Genomic DNA, 24,341 nt, shown 5'->3' with positions numbered 1-24,341 from the left:
GGAACAAATACTAAGAACGGCAACATACGTTGCCGTTTTGCTTTTACCTCGCCGCCAGGCTTTTTACTGCTTAACCTTCCGCAAAAAATCTGCCAGAGACCTGTCCGCACTCTCGCTAAACCGCCTCTCCGTCTGCACAATATTGAGACATCGGTCGAGCCGGAAACAGCGATAGTCATCGCGCCGTTCGCACCACGCCGCCAGCAGCCAACGCTCCCCCCAGAAGAACAATCCTAACGGCTGAACCTCACGCTGTGAGAGTTGCCCAACTTCGTCGCGGTAATGCAACGCCAGCACACGCTGAGCGGAAATTGCCTTATGAATCATGTCAAAATCGCTACGGGAGTGGCTTTGCATGCAAAAATCCGGGGCGTAGATCCGCGTCTGCTCCGCCTTTCGACGACTCTCCTCGGGCAGGATAGCCAGCACCTTCTCCTGAGCCGACTCCAGCTCGCGCGACAGCGATTCCCCTCCCCAGGTTTTGAGCAGGCGAATCGCGACGATCAGCGCCTCTGACTCCTTATTTGTCAGCATCAGCGGCGGCAGGTCAAATCCCGACATCAGCCGATATCCGCTCCCCGCCTCACCTTCCACCGGCACGCCGGAAAGCGACAGGTCGCGGATATCGCGGTAGACCGTGCGCTCGGACACGCCAAGCCGGTCCGCGAGATGCGCTGCCGTTGTCAGACGCCTGCCCCGCAGGATCTGCACAATCTGAAACAAACGGTCAGCGCGTCGGGTCATATCTTATTCCGCTCTCAGGCAGGTTGATGGAGCCCGACGCGGTTGCCCTCGCTGTCGGTAAACAAGGCGATAGTGCCAATGCCATGCGGCAGTTCCAGCGGGCCAAACACGCACTCGCCGCCCGCAGAGGCGATGCGATCGAGCGTGGCCGCCAGATTGTCAGTATGCAGGTAAATAATAGCGCCCTGCAAAGACGGTGTAACGCCGTCAAATTTTGCCAGTGCCCCGCCTGTACCCGGATCCTCATGCGGGAAAACGGCCAGCTCCGCACAGTCCATTTTCTCGCGGCGCAGCGCAAGCTGCATCACGGGCTCATAAAATTTGATAGCGCGATCCATATTCGAGACCGGAATTTCAAACCAGTTAATGACGCTTTTCATACATTCTCCTGCCTGTTGTTTGGGTTCATAAGGAGTCTACGACAGGGCTCCTGACAGCATACTGTCAGGAGTGTTTGTCAGGAGCAGATAAAAAAAAATCCCGGTCAACCGACCGGGATTTCGATAACGCGCAAAACGTCGCCTTACGGCAGAATGGACGGCTGATCCGCCCCTTCTTTCTCGACTTTCTGCTGGAGCAGGTGCTCGCGCTTCATGCCGAGTTTCAGTGCCAGAGCGGATGCGACGTAGATAGATGACGCCGTACCGATGGTGACACCAATCAACATGGTCAGCGAGAAGCCTTCCAGTACCGGACCACCGAAGAGGAACAGCATCAGGATCACCATCAGGGTGGTACCGGATGTGATCAGGGTACGGTGCAGCGTCTGGGTCAACGACACGTTAAAGATCTCGTACGGCGTACCGCGACGGATCTTACGGAAGTTTTCACGGATACGGTCAGATACCACGATACTGTCGTTCAGTGAGTAACCGATAACGGACATCAGGGATGCCACAATCGTCAGGTCAATCTCAATGTGGAACAGCGACAGTATGCCCATGGTGATCACCACGTCGTGCGCCAGAGCGATAACCACACCGGCCGCCAGTCGCCACTCAAAGCGGAAACCGACGTACACCAAAATGGAGATCAGCGCCACCAGCAGCGCCATCGCGCCGGTCTGCGCCAGGTCAGCACCTACGCTTGGGCCGACGAACTCAATACGCTTAACCGCCGCGTTCTGGCTGGTTGTTTCGTTAATCACGCTAACAACCTTACTGCCCAGCTCCTGGCTGCCGTTGGCATCGTGCACCGGAGGCATACGTACCATGATGTCGCGGCTGCTGCCGAAGTTCTGCAGCAGCGGCTCTTCAAAGCCCGCTTTCTGCAGCGATTCGCGCATCTGGTCCATATCGACCGGTTTTTCCAGGGAGATTTCAATTACCGTACCACCGGTAAAATCGAGTCCCCAGTTAAAGCCTTTCACGCCCATAATGACGATGGACAGAATCAGCAGGAAACCTGAAATGCCGAAGGCCCAGTAGTCCCAGCGCATAAAGTCCCAGACTTTACGGCCGTGGTTCAATTGTTCAACAGTATATTCCTGTGCCACAACGCACTCCTCAGATAGACAGCTTTTTGACGCGCTTGCCGCCGTACAGCAGGTTCACGATGGCACGGGTGCCGACAATAGCGGTAAACATTGACGTTGCGACACCGATACCGGTTGTAATCGCAAAGCCTTTGATAGCGCCGGTACCCACTGCATACAGGATAAGAACCTTGATCAGTGTTGTTACGTTCGCATCGAAGATAGAGCTGAACGCGCCTTTATAACCTTCGTCAATCGCCTGCTGAACAGAACGACCGTTGCTCAACTCTTCTTTGATACGTTCGTTAATCAGTACGTTGGCGTCGACCGCCACCGCAAGGGTCAGAACGATACCCGCAATACCCGGCATGGTCAGCGTCGCCCCCGGCAGCAGGGACATGATGCCGATAATCAGCACCAGGTTCGCAATCAGCGCAGAGGTCGCAATCAGACCAAACTTCTTATAGAAGAAGATCATGAACAGAATAGAGACCACCAGACCGGCCAGACACGCTTCCAGGCCCTGCTGGATGTTTTGCATACCCAGAGTTGGACCAATGGTACGTTCTTCAACAATCTGAATTGGCGCAATCAGCGCACCGGCACGCAGCAGCAGGGAGAGCTGACGCGCTTCGTTCGGGTTGTTGATGCCGGTAATACGGAAGCTGTTACCCAGACGAGACTGGATATTGGCGATGTTAATCACCTCTTCCTCTTTCACCAGCACAGCACGACCGTTTGCATCTTTCTTACCGCTGTCTTTGTACTCCACGAACAGGGTTGCCATCGGTTTACCGATGTTGTCCTTGGTGAAGTTAGACATGATGTTACCACCCGCGCTATCGAGCGAGATGTTAACCTGCGGCTGGTTGTATTCGTCCTGGCTCGACGTGGAGTCGGTGATATGATCACCGGTCAGAATCACGCGTTTGTACAGCACAACTGGCTGACCTTCGCGGGTCTGTTTCACTTCGGAGTCACCCGGAATACGGCCAGAAGCGGCAGCAGACTGGTCAACATTGGTATTCACCAGACGGAATTCCAGGGTTGCTGTCGCACCCAGAATCTCTTTCGCACGCGCGGTGTCCTGAATACCCGGCAGTTCAACCACGATACGGTCAGCACCCTGACGCTGTACCAGCGGCTCGGCCACACCCAGCTGGTTTACACGGTTACGCAGAATGTTGATGTTCTGCTGAACGGCATATTCACGCGCTTCTTTCAGGCGCGCATCGGTCATCACCGCACGCAGCTGGTTGCTGCCCTGCGAGGAGATCACCAGGTCACGGTGACGTTGAGTCAGATAATCTACAGCCTGATCGCGCGCCGCGCTGTCGCGGAACGTGATGCTCATGCCGTAGTTATCTTCTTTACGCACGGTGGTGTAAGCGATGCCTTTATCACGCAGATCGCTGCGCAGGCTGTCGATATTCTGTTCCTGCAGCTTGCCAAGCGCGGTATCCATATCCACTTCCATCAGGAAGTGAACGCCGCCACGCAGGTCAAGGCCTAGTTTCATTGGCTCTGCTTTCATCGCAGCCAGCCAACGCGGGGTTGCAGGGGCAAGGTTAAGCGCCACGACGTATTTGTCACCCAGCACGCCCATCAGCGCTTCGCGAGCGCGGAGCTGCGTGTCGGTGGTGTCGAAGCGAGCAAGAATTGCACCCTCTTCCAGAGCCACAGACTTAGCGGTAATTTTTTCTTCTTGTAACGTTTTCTGGACCTGGATCAGCGTTTGCTCACTGGCGGCGACACCGCGCGCGCCAGTGATTTGAACAGCCGGATCCTCACCATACAGGTTGGGAAGCGCGTACAGCAGGCCGACGAGAATCACGACGACCAGCATGATGTACTTCCACAAAGGATAACGGTTTAACACGGCAGTTCCCTTTGGGAAAAGTTGGGATTACAGCGCCTTCATGGTGCCTTTCGGCAGAACGGCAGCTACGAAGTCACGTTTGATGACCACTTCAGTGGTGTCGTTCAGGGCGATAGCAATGTAGCCATTTTCAGCCACTTTGGTTACGCGACCCACCAGACCACCGTTAGTCAGTACTTCATCGCCTTTCGCAATGGAGTTCATCAGGTTTTTGTGCTCTTTGGTGCGCTTCTGCTGTGGACGCAGGATCATGAAGTAGAAGATCAGACCGAACACAACCAGCATCAGAATCAGAGACATCGGGCTGCCCTGCGCTGGAGCACCTGTTGCCGCTACCGCATCAGAAATAAAAAAGCTCATTCAAATTCCCTCATTATTAAAATTAATCAACGTTCAACGGTGGAACATCCCGCCCCTGACGTTGGTAGAAATCGGTCACGAAGCTCTCTAATTTACCCTCTTCGATAGCCTTACGTAAACCAGCCATTAAGCGCTGATAATAACGAAGATTATGAATGGTATTGAGACGCGCGCCCAAAATCTCGTTGCAACGATCGAGATGATGCAGATACGCGCGAGAATAATTGCGACAGGTATAGCAATCGCACTCGGAATCGAGCGGGCTGGTGTCACTCTTATGCTTCGCGTTACGGATTTTCACCACGCCATCGGTAACGAACAAATGGCCGTTACGCGCGTTGCGGGTTGGCATGACGCAGTCGAACATATCAATGCCGCGGCGTACGCCTTCAACCAGATCTTCTGGTTTACCCACGCCCATCAGGTATCGTGGCTTATCCGCCGGGATTTGCGGGCAGACATGCTCCAGAATGCGGTGCATGTCTTCCTTCGGCTCACCCACAGCCAAACCGCCGACAGCGTAGCCATCAAAACCTATCTCTACCAGACCTTTAACAGAGATATCGCGTAAATCTTCGTAAACGCTGCCCTGGATAATGCCGAACAGCGCATTTTTGTTCTGCAGGGAGTCAAAACGATCACGGCTACGCTTCGCCCAGCGCAGAGACATCTCCATGGAGCGTTTTGCGTAGTCCCAGTCAGCAGGATACGGCGTACATTCGTCGAAGATCATCACGATGTCAGAGCCGAGATCGTACTGAATCTCCATCGATTTTTCGGGATCGAGGAAAATCGGATCGCCGTTGATCGGGTTACGGAAGTGTACGCCCTGCTCGGTGATCTTGCGGATATCGCCCAGGCTGAAGACCTGGAAGCCGCCGGAGTCGGTCAGGATTGGGCCTTTCCACTGCATGAAATCGTGCAGGTCGCCGTGGAGCTTCATGATCTCCTGACCCGGACGCAGCCACAGGTGGAAGGTGTTGCCGAGGATAATCTGTGCGCCCGTGGCTTCAACTTCTTCCGGCGTCATCCCTTTTACGGTGCCGTAGGTGCCCACAGGCATAAACGCGGGGGTTTCCACCACGCCGCGATCAAACACCAGGCGACCGCGACGCGCGCGGCCATCGGTGGTATCGAGTTCAAATTTCATTTTTTCTCCGACGTCAGAAAAACAGTCCAACGTTGTAAAACGGTGCCGCGGACTTATTCCCCGACACGCTCATTCAAAGCCAGCGGATTGTACGTGATAAACATCGCGTCCCCGTAGCTAAAAAAGCGATATTTTTGTTCTACCGCAGACTTGTAGGCCGCCATCGTATGCTGATAACCGGCAAACGCGGAAACCAGCATAATCAGCGTCGATTCAGGCAGATGGAAGTTGGTCACCAGCGCGTCAATCACTTTGTACTGATAGCCCGGGTAGATAAAGATCTGCGTATCGCCAAAGAACGGCTCGATAAGATCGCTCTTTGCGGCCTGCGCGGCGCTCTCGAGTGAGCGCACGGACGTTGTACCGACCGCCACGACGCGGCTGCCGCGCGCTTTCGCCGCCAGGACCGCGTCCACCACATCCTGAGGCACTTCAGCATACTCAGAGTGCATGATGTGATCTTCAATGCTGTCCACGCGCACCGGCTGGAAGGTTCCCGCCCCGACGTGCAGCGTCACGAACGCCATCTCCACGCCCTTCGCGCGCAGTTTCTCCAGCAGCGGCTCATCAAAATGCAGGCCCGCGGTCGGCGCAGCGACGGCGCCTGGCTTCTGGCTGTAGACGGTCTGGTACAGCTCGCGGTCGGCCTCTTCGTCCGGACGCTCAATATACGGCGGCAGCGGCATGTGGCCGATGGCGTTCAGGATATCGAGCACCGTGCGTTCGTCATTGAACTCCACCTCGAACAGCGCGTCGTGGCGCGCGGTCATGGTCGCTTTGATGCTCTCATCATCGCCCAGCAGCAGCTCCGCGCCCGGCTTTGGCGCCTTAGATGCGCGAATATGTGCCAGAATACGTTTATCATCGAGCATACGTTCGACCAGCACTTCAATCTTGCCGCCGCTGGCTTTACGGCCGAACAGGCGCGCCGGGATCACGCGGGTATTGTTAAAGACCAGCAGATCGCCAGGGTTGAGCTTGTCGAGCAAATCGGTGAAAGTACCGTGCGTCAGCTCGCCCGTTGGCCCATCCAGTGACAGTAAGCGACAGCTGCTGCGCTCAGGCATGGGATAGTGAGCAATCAGGGATTCAGGTAGTTCAAAGGAGAAATCGGCGACGCGCATGACGTATACTCGTGACTTAAAAACAGGCGGCATAGTCTAGTGCTCACACCCTTTTGCTGCAACAACTAGCCGCCCCCGGACAAAAAAACGCATGAATTTTCTCGCTCACCTGCATCTCGCACACCTCGCTGACAGCTCCCTTTCCGGCAATTTGCTGGCCGATTTCGTACGCGGCAACCCCGCTGAGGACTATTCCCCTGAGGTTGTCGACGGGATTTTTATGCACCGCCGCATCGACGTGCTGACAGATAAGCTGCCGGAAGTGACGGAAGCCAAAGCGTGGTTTCGCCCTGAAACGCGCCGCGTTGCGCCGATCACGCTCGACGTGATGTGGGACCACTTTCTGTCGCGCCACTGGGAACAGCTGTCGCCGGAGATGCCCTTGCCGGCGTTTGTGCGCTATGCCCACCAGCAGGTGTCGATCATTCTGCCCGACTCGCCGCCGCGCTTTGTGAATCTGAATAACTATTTATGGTCGGAACGCTGGCTGGAGCGCTATCGCGAGATGGATTTCATCCAGAATGTGCTGAACGGGATGGCGAGCCGCCGACCGCGACTGGATGCGCTGCGGGACTCCTGGTATGACCTGGATGAACATTACGATGCGCTGGAAGCGCGTTTCTGGCAGTTTTACCCGCGCATGATGGCGCAGGCGAAAAACAAACAGCTCTGACAGAATTCGTATTGATAGGTAAAAGCTGGCGGAACGATTGTCACCACCTCTTTGTCTTATCCATGAACACTCTCTATACTGGCTCGCGTTGCGTTCCAAATAACCTTAGTATCTACAGGAGAATCATATGGTTCTGGTAACTCGTCCGGCTCCGGATTTTACAGCTGCAGCAGTTCTGGGCAACGGTGAAATCGTTGAAAACTTCAACTTCAAACAGCACACCAACGGTAAAGCGACCGTTCTGTTCTTCTGGCCAATGGACTTCACTTTCGTTTGCCCGTCTGAGCTGATTGCCTTCGACAAACGTTATGAAGAATTCCAGAAGCGTGGCGTGGAAGTTGTTGGCGTCTCCTTCGACTCTGAATTTGTACACAACGCATGGCGTAACACCCCTGTCGACAAAGGCGGCATCGGTGCGGTGAAATACGCAATGGTTGCGGACATCAAACGCGAAATCCAGCAGGCTTACGGTATCGAACATCCGGACGCTGGCGTTGCGCTGCGTGGTTCCTTCCTGATCGACGCTAACGGCATCGTTCGTCACCAGGTTGTGAACGATCTGCCGCTGGGTCGTAACATCGACGAAATGCTGCGCATGGTTGACGCGCTGCAGTTCCACGAAGAGCACGGTGAAGTGTGCCCGGCTCAGTGGGAGAAAGGTAAAGAAGGCATGAACGCGTCTCCAGACGGCGTTGCTAAATACCTGTCTGAGAACGTATCCAGCCTGTAATCGGCACGGTTTACGAAAAAGGCCCGCTTATGCGGGCCTTTTTTTATGCCTTACGCTGCGTCTCTCGCCAGATGCGCCAGGCCATGCCCGCCAGCAGAATCACCCCCGCAATCAGCACGCCCCATACCAGCAGCGTGTTCATCCTGCTCTCCCGCTCGGCCGCGGAGGTAGCGGTCAGACGCCCCTCGCCGCCTAATGCGACATTATCCTGAATATCGGCCTGCGGCAGGTTCGCCATATCATAGGTCTTGCGCAGGTCGGCCGGGATCAGCATATCGGGCTCCAGGCTGGCAGGCTTCGCGGCGCCGTTGCCCCAGGCGAGCACGTACGGCGCTTTCCCCTGCGTGTTGAACACCAGGTCATAGCGGTCGCGATGTCCCGTGACGCTCGGCAGGTATTCCGGCAGACGCGCATTCAGCGTCGTGATTTTCACGGCCTGCACCAGCCCCCCGTGAAGCGAAACCGGTGGCGACGTTTTTCCCTCAAGACGGTAAAGGACCTCTTTCTTCAGGGGGTGCCATGCGTCTTTCTCCGTACTCCGCCACGCTATCTCCACGGGAAGGACGCCATCGCCGTTCAGTGAAATGCTGACAGCACTCAGCGGCTGCGGTCGCGCCCAGTGCCACTGCGCTTCGCTTGTCGATAGCTGTTCCCCTTCGCCCTCAAGGTCGACCGCTTCCGGGGCCGCCTGGGCAGGTGCGCTGATTGCGTTTACGCCGGTCAGGGTTATCCCCTGGCTCTGCGCGTTCAGCACCACCATGAGATAGCGATTCGCATCGGGAGATAAAACCGCATCGGTATCGATCCGATCGAGCTTAAGACGATCCTGGCCGCTGACGACGTCCAGCAAGGGCATATCCTCGCGCAGGGTATACCAGCGCTTAAGATCCTCGCTGTAATAGACCGACGCCGTTCCCTGCCACGGCGTCTGCGGAGTATTCCAGAGCAGCTGCAGCTGGGATATGGCGATCTCGCCCGTCGCCTTTTCCGGCAGGGTCAGCAGATAATGTTGCCCGGCTGCGGCGGCTTTTTGCCCCTCCAGCACAATTTCAACGCCGTTTCCCGAACGAAGCAGGATCTTATCGCTGTCACCGGATCCTTGCGAAGCCGCAAGCGGCGAGGCGTCCAGCGGGAAGAGGCGCAGCGAAGTGGATTGCGCTGGCGTCTGCGGACGCGTCGCGCTGACCAGGCTGAAGGGAACCGGCTCGCCCGACTGGTTAAAGACGCGGACATCATGCAGATCCGGCGACGTACTTTGCTCATAGACGGCGAGCGGCAGCAGCACCCGATACCACTGGGAGGGAACCGACGTATCCAGTGAAAGACCAAAGGCATAGTCCCGGGGCGATTCCGTTTGTCCCTCGTCGCAGAACGCCGGGCCGGAAAGCGCCAGCAGCGCGGTACAGGCTACCGCTTTCATCCATTTCATTTTTCATCTCCTGTTTTGGGCGGTAGCGGTGAGAAATACCCCACGATCAGAACCAGTATCGCCACGCCGATAAACGCCACCGCGCGCGACAAACCGCCTCCGCCCGCGCTGTCCACCAGCATCAGTTTAACCATCACCACGCCCAGCAGTGCGGCACCGCAGAGCCACTCCTGCCGGGAAGCCCGACGGGTGGCATGGATCATGACCACCAGCGCGCTCAGCATCCAGAACAGGGCAAAACTGGTCTGGATAAGCCGCGAATCCCACAGCGATGCCATATTCCAGGCCACGTCGCCGTACCAGGCCAGGGCGCGCATCAACGCACCGTTTAGCCACCAGAAGCCAAACGCCATAATCGCGACGGCGGGCCACGGACGCGCTTGCGCAAGCCATGCCGGATAGTAGCGTTCTACCGCCCGATAAAAGACGACCAGCCCCAGCAGCGCGAACGCCGCGCCTTCCTCAAGCGGGTTTACCAGCGGCAGCCAGGTCTGACGATAGACCACGCCGTCCTGGAAATTGGTCACCACCAGCAGTACCAGCAGCGCCACGACGGCAGGGATCGGCGCCAGGCAGGCGTAGAGCGCAGGCCACTCCCGGAACGGCCACACGCGACGCCGTACGGCTGCAGAAAGCGCCATAATCACCCCGCCGCCTGCGGCCATCGCTAATCCGCTGCACCATGCCGCCATGCCCCACGGCAACGACCGGGCAAACCAGTAAAGCTCCGCGGCCAGCGCCAGCAAAATCATCCAGAACAGCGACAGATGCAGCCCCATCGCGATGCGCGGCAGGAGTCTTTCACCGTCGCGCCGCAGCAGCATCAGCGCGGCAGGAAGCGCAACGCACCAGGCGAGATTTGACCAGCCGGCGGCAACGATCTGCTGGTGCCAGAGCTGATAACCCACCATCAGCAGCATAACCGGCCACAGCAGCCATTTGCTGGCATCCAGCTCCCGCCACGCCAGGCGAGCAGCCGCCTGCCGCCAGCCCCAGACCGATGCCGCCGTCAGCGCCAGCACGCCCGCCAGAATCGGTAATTCCTTCGTCAGTGCCAGCCGCGATGCACCCAATAGCGCCACGAGCCAGAACAGCAGCCCGCCTGCCAGCAGCGCCCAGCTGACCGGCAGAAAGAGAGTCCGCCACAGCCAGGCCGCAGCCAGCCAGCAAAGACTGAGGATGGTGAAGATCAGCAGCAGGCTCAGGGACGTAACGCCGTTCGTTTGCGCCCACAGCGCGCTGCCGAGCGCCAGCACCAGCAGCGCCGTCCCGCTATAGCTCATGCGACGCTGGTTCTGCTGTACGCCCAGCCATAGGATACCCAGCCCTTCCAGCGCCCAGGCCATCGCCGTCCAGCGCGCCGACAGCGCCAGCGGAATGGCGAGCGTGGCAAATCCGCCGCCGATTGCCAGCGCCGCCATGACCAGAGGTCGCCCGATAGAGGGATAGCGCCGCAGCGCAAGGAACGCGAGGGTAAGATAAAATGCGCCGTAGCCCAGCGCGCTCAGGGCCGGTCCATATTCCCAGTGCCGGGTCATGCCGTACTGCATCCCGAAACCGATCAGCGGCGGAGCAAACAGCAGCACGCCGTCAATAATTTGCTTCCCTTTCTCCTGCGCCCGCAGCGACAGCGCCACGCTCAGGACGCCGAATATCAGCGTATTGGCAATCAGGAACAGCTGGCAGACCCAATAGTCTTCAGGCTGGTAGTCATTCAGCCCCCACAGGCCGCCCACGCCGAACGTAAACAGTAGCCCGAGCAGATTCAGCTCGCGCCAGTGCTGCCAGATACTGATAGCGAGAATGCCGATGGAAAGCAGGAGATAGAAAGAGAACAGCGCCACAAAGCTGCCGCCCCCGGTAGATAAGAGCAGCGGCGCAAGATACCCGCCGAGGCTCGCCAGCATGGCCAGGCTCAGCGCCTTCTGCAGCACCGCCAGCCCGACGCTCGCCGCGCAAATCACCACCAGCAGCGCAAAGGCCAGCGTCATCGGCAGCATTTGCCAGAGCCGAAAGGCACCAAACACCGTCAGGTAGAGCACGCCGGTCGCCCCGCCCTGGAGGATCAGCGCATAGACGCGCTGCCTGTGCCGCAGCCGCCACCCGACCGCCAGCAGAACGATGGCAAACAGCGCCGTTGCCACGAGGCGCAGCTCAAGCGGGAACAGGGAATGTTCCACGGTATAGCGCAGCAGGAATGAAAGACCGAGGAAGAGCAGCAGGATCCCAAGCTTCGCCAGCGGATTACCCTGCATAAACCAGCGCACCAGCGACGTCAGTATACCGCCAAAGGCAGAAGGCTGTTTTGCCGCAGGCGTCGGGGCCGGAGCGGGTTCTGCCACGGCAGCGGGAGTATCGGAACGCCAGGGGTCGACAGGCGCGGGAGCATCTTCAACCACCGGCGCGGTCACGACCGCCGGAGTGGCAGACTGCACCGGCTCTGGCGCTATCTCATTCGCGCCGCGCTGCTCAAGCGCCTCAATGCGCTGGCGTAGCCGGGCGATCTCCTGTCGAGCCGCCGTACTTCGGTTAAAGCCGATAACCGCAAGCACGGGTGCCACCACCAGCGCAAATACCAGGAACAAACAGCCAAGGATGTAAAGCTCGTCCATGTTTCCACCTTCACCGTAAACGATCCGTTAAGATTGACACAAATAGTTGCATTTGCGCCATCTTAAAAGGTGGAAACATTAGCAGGTCTTAGCTGCCAAACCAGATCGTCGCGGATACCGCAGGCAGCGCCAGCACGCCGTCCTGTATCGTTGCCTTGCCCTCTTTATTCTTCCACGCCGCCACCTTCAGCAGCGGTGAATCATCCAGCACCACTTCGCAGGCTTCGCCCCGGTTAATGGCCACCAGCACGCGCTGCTGATTGTAGACGCGAGCAAACACCACCACGTTATCGTGGGCATACACCACCTGACAGCCGCCGTAGCGAAGGGCGAGACTCTGCTTACGCAGCTTCGCCAGCCGCTGATACAGGCTGAACAGCACCTTGTCCTGCTTCTCTGGCTCCCACGGGAAGGTTTTCCGGCAGAACGGATCGTTGTTGCCGTCCAGCCCCACTTCATCTCCATAATAGATGCACGGCACGCCCGGCCAGGTGAAGAGCCAGGTCACCGCCAGCGGCAGACGCGCCACATCCTTGCCGAGCAGGGATTTAAAGCGGGCGGTATCGTGGCTATCGAGCTGGTTGAACATCCGCAGCTGCTGCTGATGAGACAGACCGGCGCGATAGTTCTCCATCCACGCCATGCAGGTTTCAGCGTCGATATGATTCGGATCGTAGGAGATGTCGGTGTTAGCGAGGAATCCCCACAGCGGGAAGGTAAAGCCGCGATAGTTCATCGCCGCATCTTCCGCATCGTTCTGCAGCCACTGGCGCGCGTCGCCAAAGTGCTCGCCAAAGACGAACGCCTCTGGCTGGGCCGCTTTTGCCGAGCGCGTAATCCCGGCGACGTGCTGAAGGTTATTCCGCGCCCCGCCCGCTTCGCCGAGCATATGCACTACGTCCAGACGCCAGCCGTCCATATTCCACGGCGCCTTCAGCCAGTGACGGACGATGCTGTCTTCACCGCCGTAGATTTCATTCACGAGCGTTGGCGACTGGAAATCCAGCTTCGGCAGGCTGGCGTAACCCAGCCAGTCCAGCGCGCGGCCCTCCTCGTTAAAGCTGTACCAGTCGCGCTGCGGCGACTCCGGGTTATGACATGCCCCGCCCATCGACTGGTTATGACGGTCAAACCAGGCGTGCGAATCTCCGCTGTGGTTGAACACGCCGTCCAGAATCAGGCGCATGCCTTCGTTTTGGGTGTTCTTACGCAGGCGCAGCAGCGCCTCGTCACCGCCAAACTGCGCGTCAACGTGGCGATAATCTTCGGTATCGTATTTGTGCACGCTCGGGGCTTTAAACACCGGGTTGAGATACAGCGCCGTCACGCCGAGCTTTTTCAGGTACGGCAGCTTTTCGCTGATGCCGTCGAGATCGCCGCCGTAAAAAGTGGATCCGCCCGCCTGCGCGGTTAAGGGCTCATTCCACGCTTTCAGGATAATGTCGTGGCCCGCCGCATGGTGGTGATAGATCTTATCCTGGTCGGCAGTGCGTTTTTCGCTGCGCGCAAAACGGTCCGGGAAAATCTGGTAAAACACCTGATCGTTAACCCACTGCGGGCCGTTATCCGGGTAATCGACCGCGAACTGCTCCAGCCGTGCGGGCGGGAAACGGCTAAACCCCTGCGGGGTAAACCACAGCTGGCGGTTATTCCACAGCAGTTTGAAGCTGTAGCGGCGACGCGGCTGCCCGCTGCTCAGGTCGATATTTGCTCGCCACGCCGTTATCCCCGGCTGCGGCTGGCTGCGCAGCTTGTGCATTTTCAACCCGGTCTCTTCGTTATCTATTTCGGCGCGGAGCGTCACGCGTTCAGGCTGATTTTCCCCCGCCAGCCAGAGCGTAATCACAAGGTTGTCTTTGTTTTGCTTAACAAATGGGGCAACCGGAAGGTGCCAGGCGTTTAACATCACGAATCCCCTTTGATGAAATTGACGTCACCTTGCCACAGGGTGGTTAAGGATAGCTCACCATGACGTGATTTATTGGGGGAGGAGGACGGGGGAGGAGGTAATAATGCCCGCACGGACGGCTCCCTCTCCCTTGAGGGAGAGGGCTGGGGTGAGGGGGAAACATGCGGCTATTGGGGTAATTCCGTTCACTTCATGTTCCTTGCTACTCTGTAATGCCATGGCCTGTGAACGTGCCAGGGCGGCTCAGTCGCCACCACCCTGGCGACCCGGGCTCCCGGCGGTAAATCGCCGCTTCGCGGTGCCCTCAGCTTATTCCTTCAGGCTATCGGGTCGGGCATGAGCCTGCATCCATGCAGGCCCCGCCCTCTCGGCGCATCCCTGCGCCTCGCCCCGGCCTAACGGAAACGCTTCGGCGATTTACAGCCGGACCAGGGCATCGCTGTAAGCCATTCACTTTCCTGAAACCACATGCATCGCTTCAGGTTAAAAATTGCCTGGCAATCCCCTTCCACGGAACAAGTAATACAAATATTACTGCGCTTCCGCCAGCTGACGGTCGCGGCGGCATTTAAACACCCAGCCCACCAGCAGCAGGACGATCCACGCGCAGCCCACGTACAGGGAAATGCGGGTATCCGGATGGTAGCCAATCAGGGCAATGATAAACACCAGGAAGATCAGCCCGACCACGGTCGTCGCAACGCCGCCAGGAACTTTGAACTTCAGCGCTTTCGCCTCATCCGGCGACAGACGACGACGGAATGCGATCTGCGACAGCAGGATCATAATCCACACCCACACCGTCGCGAAGGTCGCCAGCGATGCGATCACCAGGAAGACGTTCTCCGGCATGATGTAGTTCAGGTAAACCGAGAACAGCAGCGCCACGGTCATCACCACGACGGTCACCCACGGCGTGCCGCGGCGTGAGGTTTTGGCGAACACCTTCGGCGCACTACCCTGCTCCGCCATGCCGTGCAGCATACGGCCCACGCCAAAGACGTCACTGTTAATCGCGGAGAGCGACGCGGTGAGCACCACAAAGTTCAGAATGCTGGCCGCAAAGGCAATCCCCATATGCTGGAAGGTCAGAACAAACGGGCTACCGTTGGTGCCTACCTGATTCCAAGGGTAGATGGACATAATCACGAACAGCGTACCCACGTAGAACACCAGAATACGCATCGGCACCGAGTTGATGGCGCGCGGAATGGACTTCTCCGGATCTTTCGCTTCCCCGGCGGTAATACCGATAATCTCGATACCGCCGTAGGCAAACATCACCATCTGCAGCGACATCACCATGCCGAGCCAGCCGTTGCTGAAGAAGCCCCCGTTGCTCCAGAGGTTATGGATGCCGGTCGGCTGCCCGCCGTTGCCGATTCCCCAGATGATGATGCCGAAACCGGCCACGATCATGATGATAATGGTGGCGACCTTGAAGAAGGAGAACCAGAACTCCAGCTCGCCGAACACCTTCACGCTCATCAGGTTAACGGCGCAAATGATCAGCACCACGCTCAGCACCCAAATCCAGTGCGGCACCGCCGGGAACCAGACGCCCATATAGATGCCAAATGCCGTCACGTCGGCAATTGCCACAATCAGGATTTCAAAACAGTAGGTCCAGCCGGTGATAAACCCGGCCAGCGGGCCGAGGTTTTCCTGCGCGTAGCGGGAGAAGGAGCTGGCGGACGGGTTGTGAACCGACATTTCGCCGAGGGCGCGCATGATGATATACGCCGCCACGCCGCCGATGATGTACGCCAGCAGAACGCTGGGACCGGCCATTTTGATGGCATCTGCCGAGCCATAAAAAAGACCGGTGCCGATAGCAGAGCCCAGCGCCATAAAGCGGATGTGGCGCGTGCTCAATCCACGTTTAAGTTTGTTAGTGCTTTCCATTTAAATCTTGCCATTCAACACGAAAAAAACAAAAAACCACGGGGCCTTAAGCCCCGTGGTTAAACAGTTTGTTGCCGTTGATTAATGGGCGTTCGATGCGACCTGACGCCCTGCAGCACGGTCCCAGATAATGGCCAGAACCAGTGCAACAACGGTAGGCATCAGCCAGGCCAGACCCTGCTCGGACAGCGGCAGACGCTGTGTCCATGCCGGCAGTATGTGCGCGAAAGCTGATGCTTTAATCCCGTCAAGGATACCAAAAATCAGGCTGATAAACATGGCTGGCGCAATAATTCGTGAAGAGTTGTTCCACCACGGGCGAGTAAAGCTCAACACCACCAGCACGATGCACGGCGGATAAATCGCCGTCAGCACCGGAATCGAGACCTGAATCAGGTGGCTCAGACCGAGGTTGGACACCGCCATAGAGAAGATGCCGAGGATAAACACCAGGGTGCGGTAAGAGAGCGGCAGATACTGTGCAAAGAACTCTGCGCAGGCGCAGGTCAGGCCAACCGCGGTGACCAGACAGGCCAGGAAGATGAGCGCCGCCAGCAGCATACTGCCCGCACCGCCGAAGGTGTGCTGAACGTAGGCGTGCAGGATAGCCGCACCGTTGGCGTTCTGATCGACCAGCATGGCGCTGTCGGAACCCAGACGGAACAGTGCCAGATACAGCAGCGTCAGACCCACACCGGCCATCAGGCCAGCCCAGATGGTATAGCGGGTCAGCAGGCGCGCTTCGGTCACACCGCGGGAACGCGCGGCGTTAACGATAACGATACCAAACACCATGGCGCCCAGCGTATCCATCGTCAGGTAGCCGTTCACAAAGCCGTTAGAGAACGCGGCGTTTTTATAGGCGTCCATCGCATCGCTAATTGGGCCTGCAGGCCAGACGATAGCGGCTACCGCCAGCACGATCAGGGCAACAATTTTCAGCGGAGCCAGGAAGTTACCCACGGTATCCAGCAGTTTTCCCGGATAGAGGGAAACCAGAATCACGATCGCGAAGTAGATCAGGCTGTAGATAAACAGCGGCATCGCACCGTCACCGGTCAGGGGAGCAATACCCACTTCGAAGGAAACGGTTGCCGTACGCGGGGTCGCAAACAGCGGGCCAACGGCGAGATAGCAGACGGTTGCCAGCAGAACGCCCGCCACTTTGCCAATCGGGGTGCTGAGGCTATCCACACCGCCGCCGACTTTCGCCAGCGCAACGACGGTCAGAACCGGCAGACCCACGGCAGTAATCAGGAAACCAAACGCGGCGGTCCAGACGTGTTCACCCGCCTGTAAGCCAACCATTGGAGGGAAAATGATGTTGCCTGCGCCAACGAACAGCGCAAATGTCATAAAGCCCAGCGCGATGATGTCACGCGATTTTAAGTGATGGGTCATAAAACCTTACTGCCTGTGGATGTGGTGTTGAAAACATTGAGATTTTCGATATCCCTGACGGGACGATGCAGCCGAAAATTTGCTCAATTTCAGCGGGAAATGCTCCCGTCCTGGCGTGGAGAAGAATAGTTTTTCGATTTACCACGCAAATACAGTCGGTCTGACAGTATCTGGGGCGCAATTTAAACGCTTATAACGTTTAAAGGCAAGGTGGGATCGCAAAACCAGAACAATATGCCAGCATGGAGACACACCTCAGAACAATACGCTATTTATAAGAAAAACCCATGGCTAATCATGCGAACAAAAAACAGTCAGCCGTATAAAATTCATCCGCGTTTCGCTTGACTGCAAAGCAAACGGGCCAGCAGACGCTGACCCGTGGAAAGGTAAAATGACACGCCTGCCGTCAGGCGATCTTTTTGGCAATTAATCGTTCCGGAATAACGAAACTGAAGCGGGTTCCTTTACCCAGCGTACTCTGAATATCGAGACGGCTTTCATGGTGATTCACCGCGTGTTTCACAATTGCCAGCCCCAGACCGCTTCCGCCAGTCTGCCGGGATCGCGCTTTATCCACACGGTAAAAGCGCTCGGTCAGGCGCGGAATATGCTCAGGCGCAATTCCCGGCCCGTTGTCTTCCACGCTAAACTCAGCCCCCGTTGGGGCATGATGCCAGCGCACCACGATATTCGTCCCCTCCGGCGTATGATTCACCGCGTTATACACCAGGTTGGAAATGGCGCTACGCAGTTCATCTTCGCTGCCCAGCACCTTCAGCGTATTGTCGACCTCAAAGGTCAGGTGATGCTTTTTGTGGCTTAGCGTCTGCGCTTCACGCTCAACGACCCGCAGCATCATCGGCACATCAATGGTGTCATTTAGCGCGAGCGTCGGCGCCGCTTCAATCTTCGAGAGCGTCAGCAGCTGCTTCACCAGCCCTTCCATCCGGTGCGTTTGCTCGCGCATGGTGTGCAGCGCTTTTTCACGCGGCGCGCCTTCAAGCGTTTGCTCCTGCATCATCTCCAGGTATCCCTGAAGCACGGTCAGCGGGGTACGCAGTTCGTGACTGACGTTGGCGAAGAAGTTGCGACGCGCCCCTTCCAGCTGGTGCATCTGGGTGACATCGCGCGCCACCATTAGCCACTGCTTATCGCTGTAGGGCATCACGCGGATTTCCAGATGGCGACCATTATTGAGCTTCAGATTGTGCGGGCGGGTAAAATCACGCTTTTTCAGATACAGCGTGAACTCGGGATAACGCAGAAGGTTGAGGATATTCTGGCCATTGTCGTCGGGCCAGCGCAGGCCCAGCAGCTGTTGCGCAAGGCCGTTACACCAGAAGATTGTCCCTTCTTCGGTCGTCAGAATAACGGCATCCGGCAGCGACTCTGCACCGCTGCGAAAACGCTTAATCAGGCTTCCCAGCTCGCGGCGACGCTTTTTATTACGCATCTGCATCTGATGCAGACCGTACAGCAGCGGCTCCCAGCTGCCGCTTCCCGGCGGCGGCGTCATACTTCGGTCAACCCACAGCCACCAGGAGAGGCGCAGCAGGTTCCAGAAATGCCAGATGAGCAGCCCGGTGACCGACGCCAGCAGAAACCACGGCAGGTGTCCAAGAAAGGCCCCCAGAATGAAGGCCGGAATACAGCATAAGATCAGTTCAAAGACGAGCCTTTTCCATGACAGACGTTCCAGCACGCGTCACACTCCTGTCATTGTTCAGAAACGGGTAGAAAAACGATAACCCGTGCCGCGGACCGTCTGCACCATGCGATCGTGGCCGCTCAGTTCCAGTGCTTTTCGCAGGCGGCGAATATGTACGTCAACCGTCCGGTCTTCGACATACACGTTAGTTCCCCAGACGTTATTCAGCAACTGCTCGCGGCTGTAAACGCGTTCCGGATGGGTCATAAAGAAGTGCAGGAGTTTAAATTCGGTAGGCCCCATGTCGAGGGGATTTTCACCGGTCATTACGCGGTGTGAGGTGGGATCAAGGCTCAGCCCCTGCATTTCGATCACCTCTTCCACCGCCATCGGCGAAATACGGCGCATCACGGCTTTAATGCGGGCAACCAGCTCTTTTGGGGAGAACGGTTTTGTAATGTAATCGTCCGCGCCGGTCTCCAGACCGCGCACGCGATCCTCTTCTTCTCCGCGCGCCGTGAGCATCACAACCGGGATGTCGCGGGTCAGCGCTTCACGCTTCAGGTGTTTGATAAACTGCAGTCCGGAGCCGCCGGGCAACATCCAGTCCAGCAGAATCAGATCGGGCCAGGGTTCATTCAGCTGGTTCACTGCGCTGTCATAATCTTCCGCTTCAACCGGCTGGAAGCCGTTTTGCTCGAGCACGAAGCACACCATTTCACGAATTGGAGCTTCATCTTCTACGACCAGAATACGTCTCGCCATACTTTGCCCTGTCTTATCTTATTTAAGTTACAAGTTTGTAATTCGGCGCCATTATGCGTCAGATTTATGACAGATTTATGAAAAACAGTACCACGATAAGGGGCAAACCGTTGTTTTATTACAGCGGTTATTTTCCCGTCTCTGAACGTTTATAATCCTGCTTTCTCTTTTTTGCCACGGATCAGCTATGCGCATACTTCACACCTCGGACTGGCATCTGGGTCAAAATTTTTACAGCAAAAGCCGTGCGGCTGAACATGAAGCCTTCCTGAACTGGCTGCTGGAAACGGCCCGGACGCACGAGGTGGACGCGATTATTGTGGCGGGTGACATCTTTGATACCGGCTCGCCCCCCAGCTATGCGCGTGAACTGTACAACCGCTTCGTGGTGAATTTGCAGCAAACCGGCTGTCATCTGGTGATTGTCGCCGGCAACCATGATTCCGTCGCGACGCTCAATGAATCCCGCGACATCCTGGCATTTCTCAATACCACTGTCGTCGCCAGCGCCGGGCACGCCCCGCAGATCCTGAAAAAACGCGACGGCACGTCGGGGGCGGTGCTGTGCCCCATTCCCTTTTTACGGCCGCGCGACATCGTGCAAAGCCAGGCGGGGCTGTCGGGTGCGGAAAAGCAGCAGCATCTATTACAGGCCATCACCGACTATTATCACCAGCAGCACGCCGATGCCTGCGCCCTGCGCGGCGACCAGCCGATTCCGGTGATTGCGACGGGGCATCTAACCACCGTCGGGGCCAGTAAAAGTGACGCGGTACGTGACATCTATATCGGCACGCTGGATGCCTTTCCGGCGCAGAACTTCCCGCCAGCCGACTACATTGCGCTCGGGCACATACACCGGGCTCAGATCGTCGGCGGCAGCGAGCACATCCGCTACTGCGGCTCGCCAATTTCGCTCAGCTTTGACGAAACGGGCAAGGCCAAATCCGTCCATATGGTGAGCTTCTCCGAAGGAAAACTTCACGCCGTCGAGACGCTGGAGGTGCCCGTCACCCAGCCTCTGGCGGTGCTGAAGGGCGATCTTGACGCCATTACCGCCCAGCTTGAGCAGTGGCGCGGAACAGCGCTTAACCCGCCCATCTGGCTGGATATCGAAATCACCACCGACGACTACCTGCACGATATGCAGCGAAAAATTCAGGCGCTGACGGAAGATTTACCCGTCGAAGTCTTACTGGTACGCCGCAGCCGCGAGCAGCGCGAGAAAATTCTGTTAAGCGCTCAACGCGAAACGCTCAGTGAACTGCGGGTTGAAGAGGTGTTTGAACGCAGGCTCTCGCAGGAGGAAATTGACGACGCGAAGCGCGCAAGACTCAGCGAACTGTTCAGCCATACCCTGCATGCGCTCAATGATGAGGAAGAAAACGCATGAAAATTTTGAGCCTGCGTCTGAAAAATCTCAACTCCCTCAAGGGCGAGTGGAAAATTGACTTTACCGCGGAACCGTTTGCCAGCAACGGTCTGTTTGCCATCACCGGCGCAACCGGGGCAGGTAAAACCACCCTGCTTGACGCCATCTGTCTGGCGCTTTATCACGAAACGCCACGCCTGCAGAAGGTTTCTCAGGCGCAAAACGACCTGATGACGCGCGACACCGCCGAGTGCCTGGCGGAAGTGGAGTTCGAGGTAAAAGGCACCGCCTATCGCGCATTCTGGAGCCAGAACCGCGCGCGCAACCAGCCGGACGGAAACCTGCAGGCGCCGCGCGTGGAGCTGGCGCGCTGCGAAGATGGCAAAATCCTGGCCGACAAAGTGACGGATAAACTGGAGCAAACCGCCGCGCTCACCGGGCTGGACTATGGCCGCTTCACCCGCTCCATGCTGCTCTCACAGGGGCAGTTTGCCGCCTTCCTTAATGCCAGGCCGAGCGATCGCGCCGAGCTGCTGGAAGAACTGACCGGCACCGAGATCTACGGCCAGATTTCCGCCATGGTGTTTGAGAAACACAAAGCCGCCCGCAGCGTGCTTGAAAAGTGCGAGGCGCAGGCGGCGGGCGTCGTGCTGTTGAGCGAAGAGCAACAGCAGCAGTTGCAGCAAAGTTTGCAGGCGCTTACTGACGAAGAGAAAACCCTGCTGGTTCAGCAGCAAAGCCAACAGAAAGATTTTCAGTGGCTTACGCGCCATGATGAGCTCGTGCTTGAGCAACAGCGCGTCACCGCGATGCAGCAGCAGGCGCAACAGGCGCTGACGAACGCTGCGCCAGAACTGGCAAAGCTCCAGCTTGCTCTGCCCGCCGCCCAGCTTCGACCGCTTTGGGAGCACCAGCAGGAGCAAACCGCGCGCCTGAGGCAAACCCAGCAGCGAATTATTGAAGTAAATACTCGCTTACAAGCCAAAACCGCGCTGCGCGCGCGGATCCGTCATACCGCCCAACGTAATCATGAGCAGCTTCAAACCGAGCAGACGGCGCTGGCGCAGTGGCTGGCGGAGCACGAACGCTATCGCCTGCTGGGGCAGGAGATTGCCGGCTGGCGTGCCCAGTTCTCTCAGCTTAACCGCGACAAAACGCAGTTAGCCTCGCTTGCTGCGCGGATGGGGGAATTACGCAACAGGCTGGCTGAGATGCCGGAAAATTCGCTGACGCTGACGGCAGATGAGGTCAGTGCGGCTATGGAGCAGCAGTCCCGGTCACGCACGCTGCGTCAGTGGCTGACGTCGCTGCATGCCCGCTATCAGCCGCTGCAAAAGCGCCTGCGCCAGAGCGGTGAAAGCGTGCTGAAGGCCCAGGCCGAACAAAACAAACTCAATGAAACGCTGACGCTGCGTCGCCAGCAGTACAAAGAGAAACACCAGCACTATCTGGACCTCAAGGCCCTGTGCGAAACCGAAGCGACGATCAAAAAGCTGGAACATTATCGTTCGCAGCTTGAGGCCGGCAAACCCTGTCCGCTGTGCGGCTCCAGCGAGCATCCCGCCGTTGCGCAATACCAGTCGCTTGAGCTGACGGATAACCAGCGCCGCCGTGATGACCTGGAAAAAGAGGTCGCCGCCCTTAAAGAGGAAGGCCTGCTGGTGCTGGGACAGGTTAATGCCCTGACGCAGCAGATTCAGCGCGAGACAGACGAAGCGCAGATGCTCTCTCAGGAAGAGCAAGCACTCACTAAAGAGTGGATGGAAGCCTGCACTTCCCTGAACATAGCGTTAAATATTCAGGAAGATATCTCGCCATGGATGAACGAGCAGGAACAGTACGAGCGCCAGCTCTATCAGCTCAGCCAGCGTCTGACCCTGCAAAACCAGTTAAACGAGCAGGAAGTGCAGGAGCGACAGTATCAGCAGCAGCTGACGGCCGCGCGCCAGGCGCTGGAAAACACCCTGCTTTCGCTATCGCTTAACGTACCTGAAGACGGGAATGAAGCCGCCTGGCTGCACGCCCGCGAAGCGGAATTCGCGCAGTGGCAGGAGAAACAAACGCAGCACGGCGCACTTCTGGAACGCATAAACGCGCTGAAGCAGCTGCTCGACACGCTTCCGGAAACGAACGGCGAAGAGGCCGAACCGGCCATTCCGGACGGCTGGCGAGACGTTCACGACGAATGCGTGTCGCTACAAAGCCAGCTCACCGCACATCAGCAGCAGGAAAAGCTGGAGCAAGAGCGCCTGCTTCAGTCGCAGGCACAGTTCACCGCGGCGCTCTCAGCGAGCTGCTTTGCCGATCGGGACGCGTTCCTTGCCGCCCTGCTGGATGACGACGCTATTCGTCGCCTCGAACAGCTGAAGCAGTCGCTGGAAAGCCAGATACAGCAGGCCGCGGCCCTTTCCGGCCAGGCTAACCAGCAGCTGCAGGCTCATCTGGCGCTGCGGCCGGAAGGGCTCAATGCCGATGCCCCCACGCTGCAAAGCCAGCTGCAGCAGCTGGCGCAACGGCTTCGCGAGAACACCACGCATCAGGGCGAGATCCGCCAGCAGCTTAAGCAGGACAGCGATAACCGTCAGCACCAGCTGGCGTTGATGCAGCAAATTGAAGAGGCCGCGCGCGAGGCGGACGACTGGGGTTATCTGAACGCGCTGATCGGCTCCAGCACCGGCGACAAGTTCCGTAAGTTCGCGCAGGGGCTGACGCTGGACAATCTCGTCTGGCTTGCTAACCAGCAGCTTAACCGCCTGCACGGGCGTTATCTGCTGCAGCGCAAGGCCAGCGACGCGCTGGAGCTGGAAGTGGTCGATACCTGGCAGGCGGATGCGGTTCGCGATACCCGCACGCTCTCCGGCGGTGAGAGCTTCCTGGTCAGCCTGGCGCTGGCGCTGGCCCTTTCCGATCTGGTGAGTCATAAAACGCGGATCGATTCCCTTTTCCTGGATGAAGGGTTCGGCACGCTCGACAGTGAAACGCTGGATACCGCGCTGGATGCGCTCGACGCGCTGAACGCCACCGGGAAAACCATCGGCGTGATCAGCCACGTTGAGGCGATGAAAGAGCGCATTCCGGTGCAGATCAAGGTGAAGAAGATCAACGGGCTGGGATACAGCAGGCTGGATAAGGTGTTTGCGGTGGAATAAATGGGGATCGGTGC

General features: G+C 57.8%; 18 protein-coding genes. 4 read left to right on the top strand and 14 right to left on the bottom strand.

The genetic code is table 11. The features are described 5' to 3' along the window. Positions 1 to 63: 63 nt before the first annotated feature. The 7 genes from SPG90_RS00555 to queA all read right to left on the bottom strand — a co-directional run bounded on the left by SPG90_RS00555 (position 64) and on the right by queA (position 6,731). Positions 64 to 744 carry a helix-turn-helix transcriptional regulator gene (locus SPG90_RS00555; protein ID WP_045400660.1) on the bottom strand — a complete coding sequence of 227 codons (681 nt, stop codon included), beginning with the start codon at positions 742 to 744 and terminating at the stop codon, positions 64 to 66. 14 nt (positions 745 to 758) lie between these two features. Next, on the bottom strand, positions 759 to 1,124 hold the full coding sequence (locus SPG90_RS00550) for a VOC family protein (RefSeq protein WP_047173806.1): 366 nt from the start codon (positions 1,122 to 1,124) through the stop codon (positions 759 to 761). A 143-nt stretch (positions 1,125 to 1,267) separates the two neighbouring features. Next, positions 1,268 to 2,239: a protein translocase subunit SecF gene (secF, locus tag SPG90_RS00545; protein ID WP_008503342.1), complete on the bottom strand. Its 972-nt coding sequence runs from the start codon at positions 2,237 to 2,239 to the stop codon at positions 1,268 to 1,270. 10 nt (positions 2,240 to 2,249) lie between these two features. After that, a complete protein-coding gene (secD, locus tag SPG90_RS00540; protein ID WP_071957349.1) occupies positions 2,250 to 4,097 on the bottom strand; it encodes a protein translocase subunit SecD in 1,848 nt (615 codons plus the stop codon). Between the two features lie 27 nt (positions 4,098 to 4,124). Continuing rightward, the gene (yajC, locus tag SPG90_RS00535; RefSeq protein ID WP_003859109.1) at positions 4,125 to 4,457 is read right to left on the bottom strand and encodes a preprotein translocase subunit YajC; all 333 of its coding nucleotides are present in this window, start codon (positions 4,455 to 4,457) and stop codon (positions 4,125 to 4,127) included. Between the two features lie 22 nt (positions 4,458 to 4,479). Next, positions 4,480 to 5,607 (bottom strand): tRNA guanosine(34) transglycosylase Tgt, encoded by a 1,128-nt coding sequence (tgt, locus tag SPG90_RS00530; RefSeq protein ID WP_003859110.1) that lies wholly within the window; start codon positions 5,605 to 5,607, stop codon positions 4,480 to 4,482. A gap of 53 nt (positions 5,608 to 5,660) precedes the next feature. Continuing rightward, positions 5,661 to 6,731 carry a tRNA preQ1(34) S-adenosylmethionine ribosyltransferase-isomerase QueA gene (gene queA / locus SPG90_RS00525; protein ID WP_047173805.1) on the bottom strand — a complete coding sequence of 357 codons (1,071 nt, stop codon included), beginning with the start codon at positions 6,729 to 6,731 and terminating at the stop codon, positions 5,661 to 5,663. A gap of 91 nt (positions 6,732 to 6,822) precedes the next feature. Between queA and acpH the strand changes: the two genes are divergently transcribed. Then, complete coding sequence (gene acpH / locus SPG90_RS00520; RefSeq protein ID WP_023310549.1) at positions 6,823 to 7,404, top strand: ACP phosphodiesterase; 582 nt, start codon at positions 6,823 to 6,825, stop codon at positions 7,402 to 7,404. Positions 7,405 to 7,531: 127 nt separating this feature from the next. Further along, on the top strand, positions 7,532 to 8,134 hold the full coding sequence (locus SPG90_RS00515; protein WP_014168840.1) for a peroxiredoxin: 603 nt from the start codon (positions 7,532 to 7,534) through the stop codon (positions 8,132 to 8,134). 43 nt (positions 8,135 to 8,177) lie between these two features. Here the strand turns inward: SPG90_RS00515 and SPG90_RS00510 are convergent, their stop codons facing one another. The 7 genes from SPG90_RS00510 to phoB form a co-directional block, all read right to left on the bottom strand. Next, complete coding sequence (locus SPG90_RS00510; protein WP_213750929.1) at positions 8,178 to 9,563, bottom strand: DUF3999 domain-containing protein; 1,386 nt, start codon at positions 9,561 to 9,563, stop codon at positions 8,178 to 8,180. Next, entirely contained in the window at positions 9,560 to 12,175 is a 2,616-nt protein-coding gene (locus tag SPG90_RS00505; protein ID WP_322407825.1) for a DUF2339 domain-containing protein, read from the bottom strand. The genes SPG90_RS00510 and SPG90_RS00505 overlap by 4 nt, the downstream gene beginning before the upstream one ends. 88 nt (positions 12,176 to 12,263) lie before the next feature. Next, on the bottom strand, positions 12,264 to 14,081 hold the full coding sequence (malZ, locus tag SPG90_RS00500; protein ID WP_163353500.1) for a maltodextrin glucosidase: 1,818 nt from the start codon (positions 14,079 to 14,081) through the stop codon (positions 12,264 to 12,266). 534 nt (positions 14,082 to 14,615) lie between these two features. Next, positions 14,616 to 15,989, bottom strand: coding sequence for a proline-specific permease ProY (proY, locus tag SPG90_RS00495; protein WP_029739758.1), 1,374 nt, complete (start codon positions 15,987 to 15,989; stop codon positions 14,616 to 14,618). 81 nt (positions 15,990 to 16,070) lie between these two features. Beyond that, complete coding sequence (gene brnQ / locus SPG90_RS00490; protein ID WP_024906795.1) at positions 16,071 to 17,390, bottom strand: branched-chain amino acid transporter carrier protein BrnQ; 1,320 nt, start codon at positions 17,388 to 17,390, stop codon at positions 16,071 to 16,073. Between the two features lie 409 nt (positions 17,391 to 17,799). Continuing rightward, the gene (phoR, locus tag SPG90_RS00485) at positions 17,800 to 19,095 is read right to left on the bottom strand and encodes a phosphate regulon sensor histidine kinase PhoR (RefSeq protein WP_045400639.1); all 1,296 of its coding nucleotides are present in this window, start codon (positions 19,093 to 19,095) and stop codon (positions 17,800 to 17,802) included. 21 nt (positions 19,096 to 19,116) lie between these two features. Next, positions 19,117 to 19,806, bottom strand: coding sequence for a phosphate response regulator transcription factor PhoB (gene phoB, locus SPG90_RS00480; RefSeq protein ID WP_008503265.1), 690 nt, complete (start codon positions 19,804 to 19,806; stop codon positions 19,117 to 19,119). 187 nt (positions 19,807 to 19,993) lie between these two features. On the opposite strand from phoB, the gene sbcD reads away from it, so the two are divergent. Then, on the top strand, positions 19,994 to 21,199 hold the full coding sequence (gene sbcD / locus SPG90_RS00475; protein ID WP_163353499.1) for an exonuclease subunit SbcD: 1,206 nt from the start codon (positions 19,994 to 19,996) through the stop codon (positions 21,197 to 21,199). Next, positions 21,196 to 24,327 (top strand): exonuclease subunit SbcC, encoded by a 3,132-nt coding sequence (sbcC, locus tag SPG90_RS00470; RefSeq protein ID WP_322407823.1) that lies wholly within the window; start codon positions 21,196 to 21,198, stop codon positions 24,325 to 24,327. The genes sbcD and sbcC overlap by 4 nt, the downstream gene beginning before the upstream one ends. The last annotated feature ends 14 nt before the right edge of the window (positions 24,328 to 24,341 follow it).

It is taken from the genome of Enterobacter sp. D2, from assembly GCF_034427575.1.
Classification (GTDB): Bacteria; Pseudomonadota; Gammaproteobacteria; order Enterobacterales; family Enterobacteriaceae; genus Enterobacter; species Enterobacter cloacae_M.
The sequence above is the reverse complement of the archived record's forward strand: the minus strand, read 5'-3'. Positions and strand labels throughout refer to the sequence as shown.

Excerpts from the sequence above, each read along its gene's own strand:
- yajC (WP_003859109.1), bottom strand. The coding sequence starts at position 4,457 with ATGAGCTTTTTTATTTCTGATGCGGTAGCGGCAACAGGTGCTCCAGCG.
- acpH (WP_023310549.1), top strand. The coding sequence starts at position 6,823 with ATGAATTTTCTCGCTCACCTGCATCTCGCACACCTCGCTGACAGCTCC.
- proY (WP_029739758.1), bottom strand. The coding sequence starts at position 15,989 with ATGGAAAGCACTAACAAACTTAAACGTGGATTGAGCACGCGCCACATC.
- sbcD (WP_163353499.1), top strand. The coding sequence starts at position 19,994 with ATGCGCATACTTCACACCTCGGACTGGCATCTGGGTCAAAATTTTTAC.
- malZ (WP_163353500.1), bottom strand. The coding sequence starts at position 14,081 with ATGTTAAACGCCTGGCACCTTCCGGTTGCCCCATTTGTTAAGCAAAAC.
- phoB (WP_008503265.1), bottom strand. The coding sequence starts at position 19,806 with ATGGCGAGACGTATTCTGGTCGTAGAAGATGAAGCTCCAATTCGTGAA.
- brnQ (WP_024906795.1), bottom strand. The coding sequence starts at position 17,390 with ATGACCCATCACTTAAAATCGCGTGACATCATCGCGCTGGGCTTTATG.
- tgt (WP_003859110.1), bottom strand. The coding sequence starts at position 5,607 with ATGAAATTTGAACTCGATACCACCGATGGCCGCGCGCGTCGCGGTCGC.
- SPG90_RS00515 (WP_014168840.1), top strand. The coding sequence starts at position 7,532 with ATGGTTCTGGTAACTCGTCCGGCTCCGGATTTTACAGCTGCAGCAGTT.
- SPG90_RS00550 (WP_047173806.1), bottom strand. The coding sequence starts at position 1,124 with ATGAAAAGCGTCATTAACTGGTTTGAAATTCCGGTCTCGAATATGGAT.
- queA (WP_047173805.1), bottom strand. The coding sequence starts at position 6,731 with ATGCGCGTCGCCGATTTCTCCTTTGAACTACCTGAATCCCTGATTGCT.
- SPG90_RS00505 (WP_322407825.1), bottom strand. The coding sequence starts at position 12,175 with ATGGACGAGCTTTACATCCTTGGCTGTTTGTTCCTGGTATTTGCGCTG.
- SPG90_RS00510 (WP_213750929.1), bottom strand. The coding sequence starts at position 9,563 with ATGAAATGGATGAAAGCGGTAGCCTGTACCGCGCTGCTGGCGCTTTCC.
- SPG90_RS00555 (WP_045400660.1), bottom strand. The coding sequence starts at position 744 with ATGACCCGACGCGCTGACCGTTTGTTTCAGATTGTGCAGATCCTGCGG.
- sbcC (WP_322407823.1), top strand. The coding sequence starts at position 21,196 with ATGAAAATTTTGAGCCTGCGTCTGAAAAATCTCAACTCCCTCAAGGGC.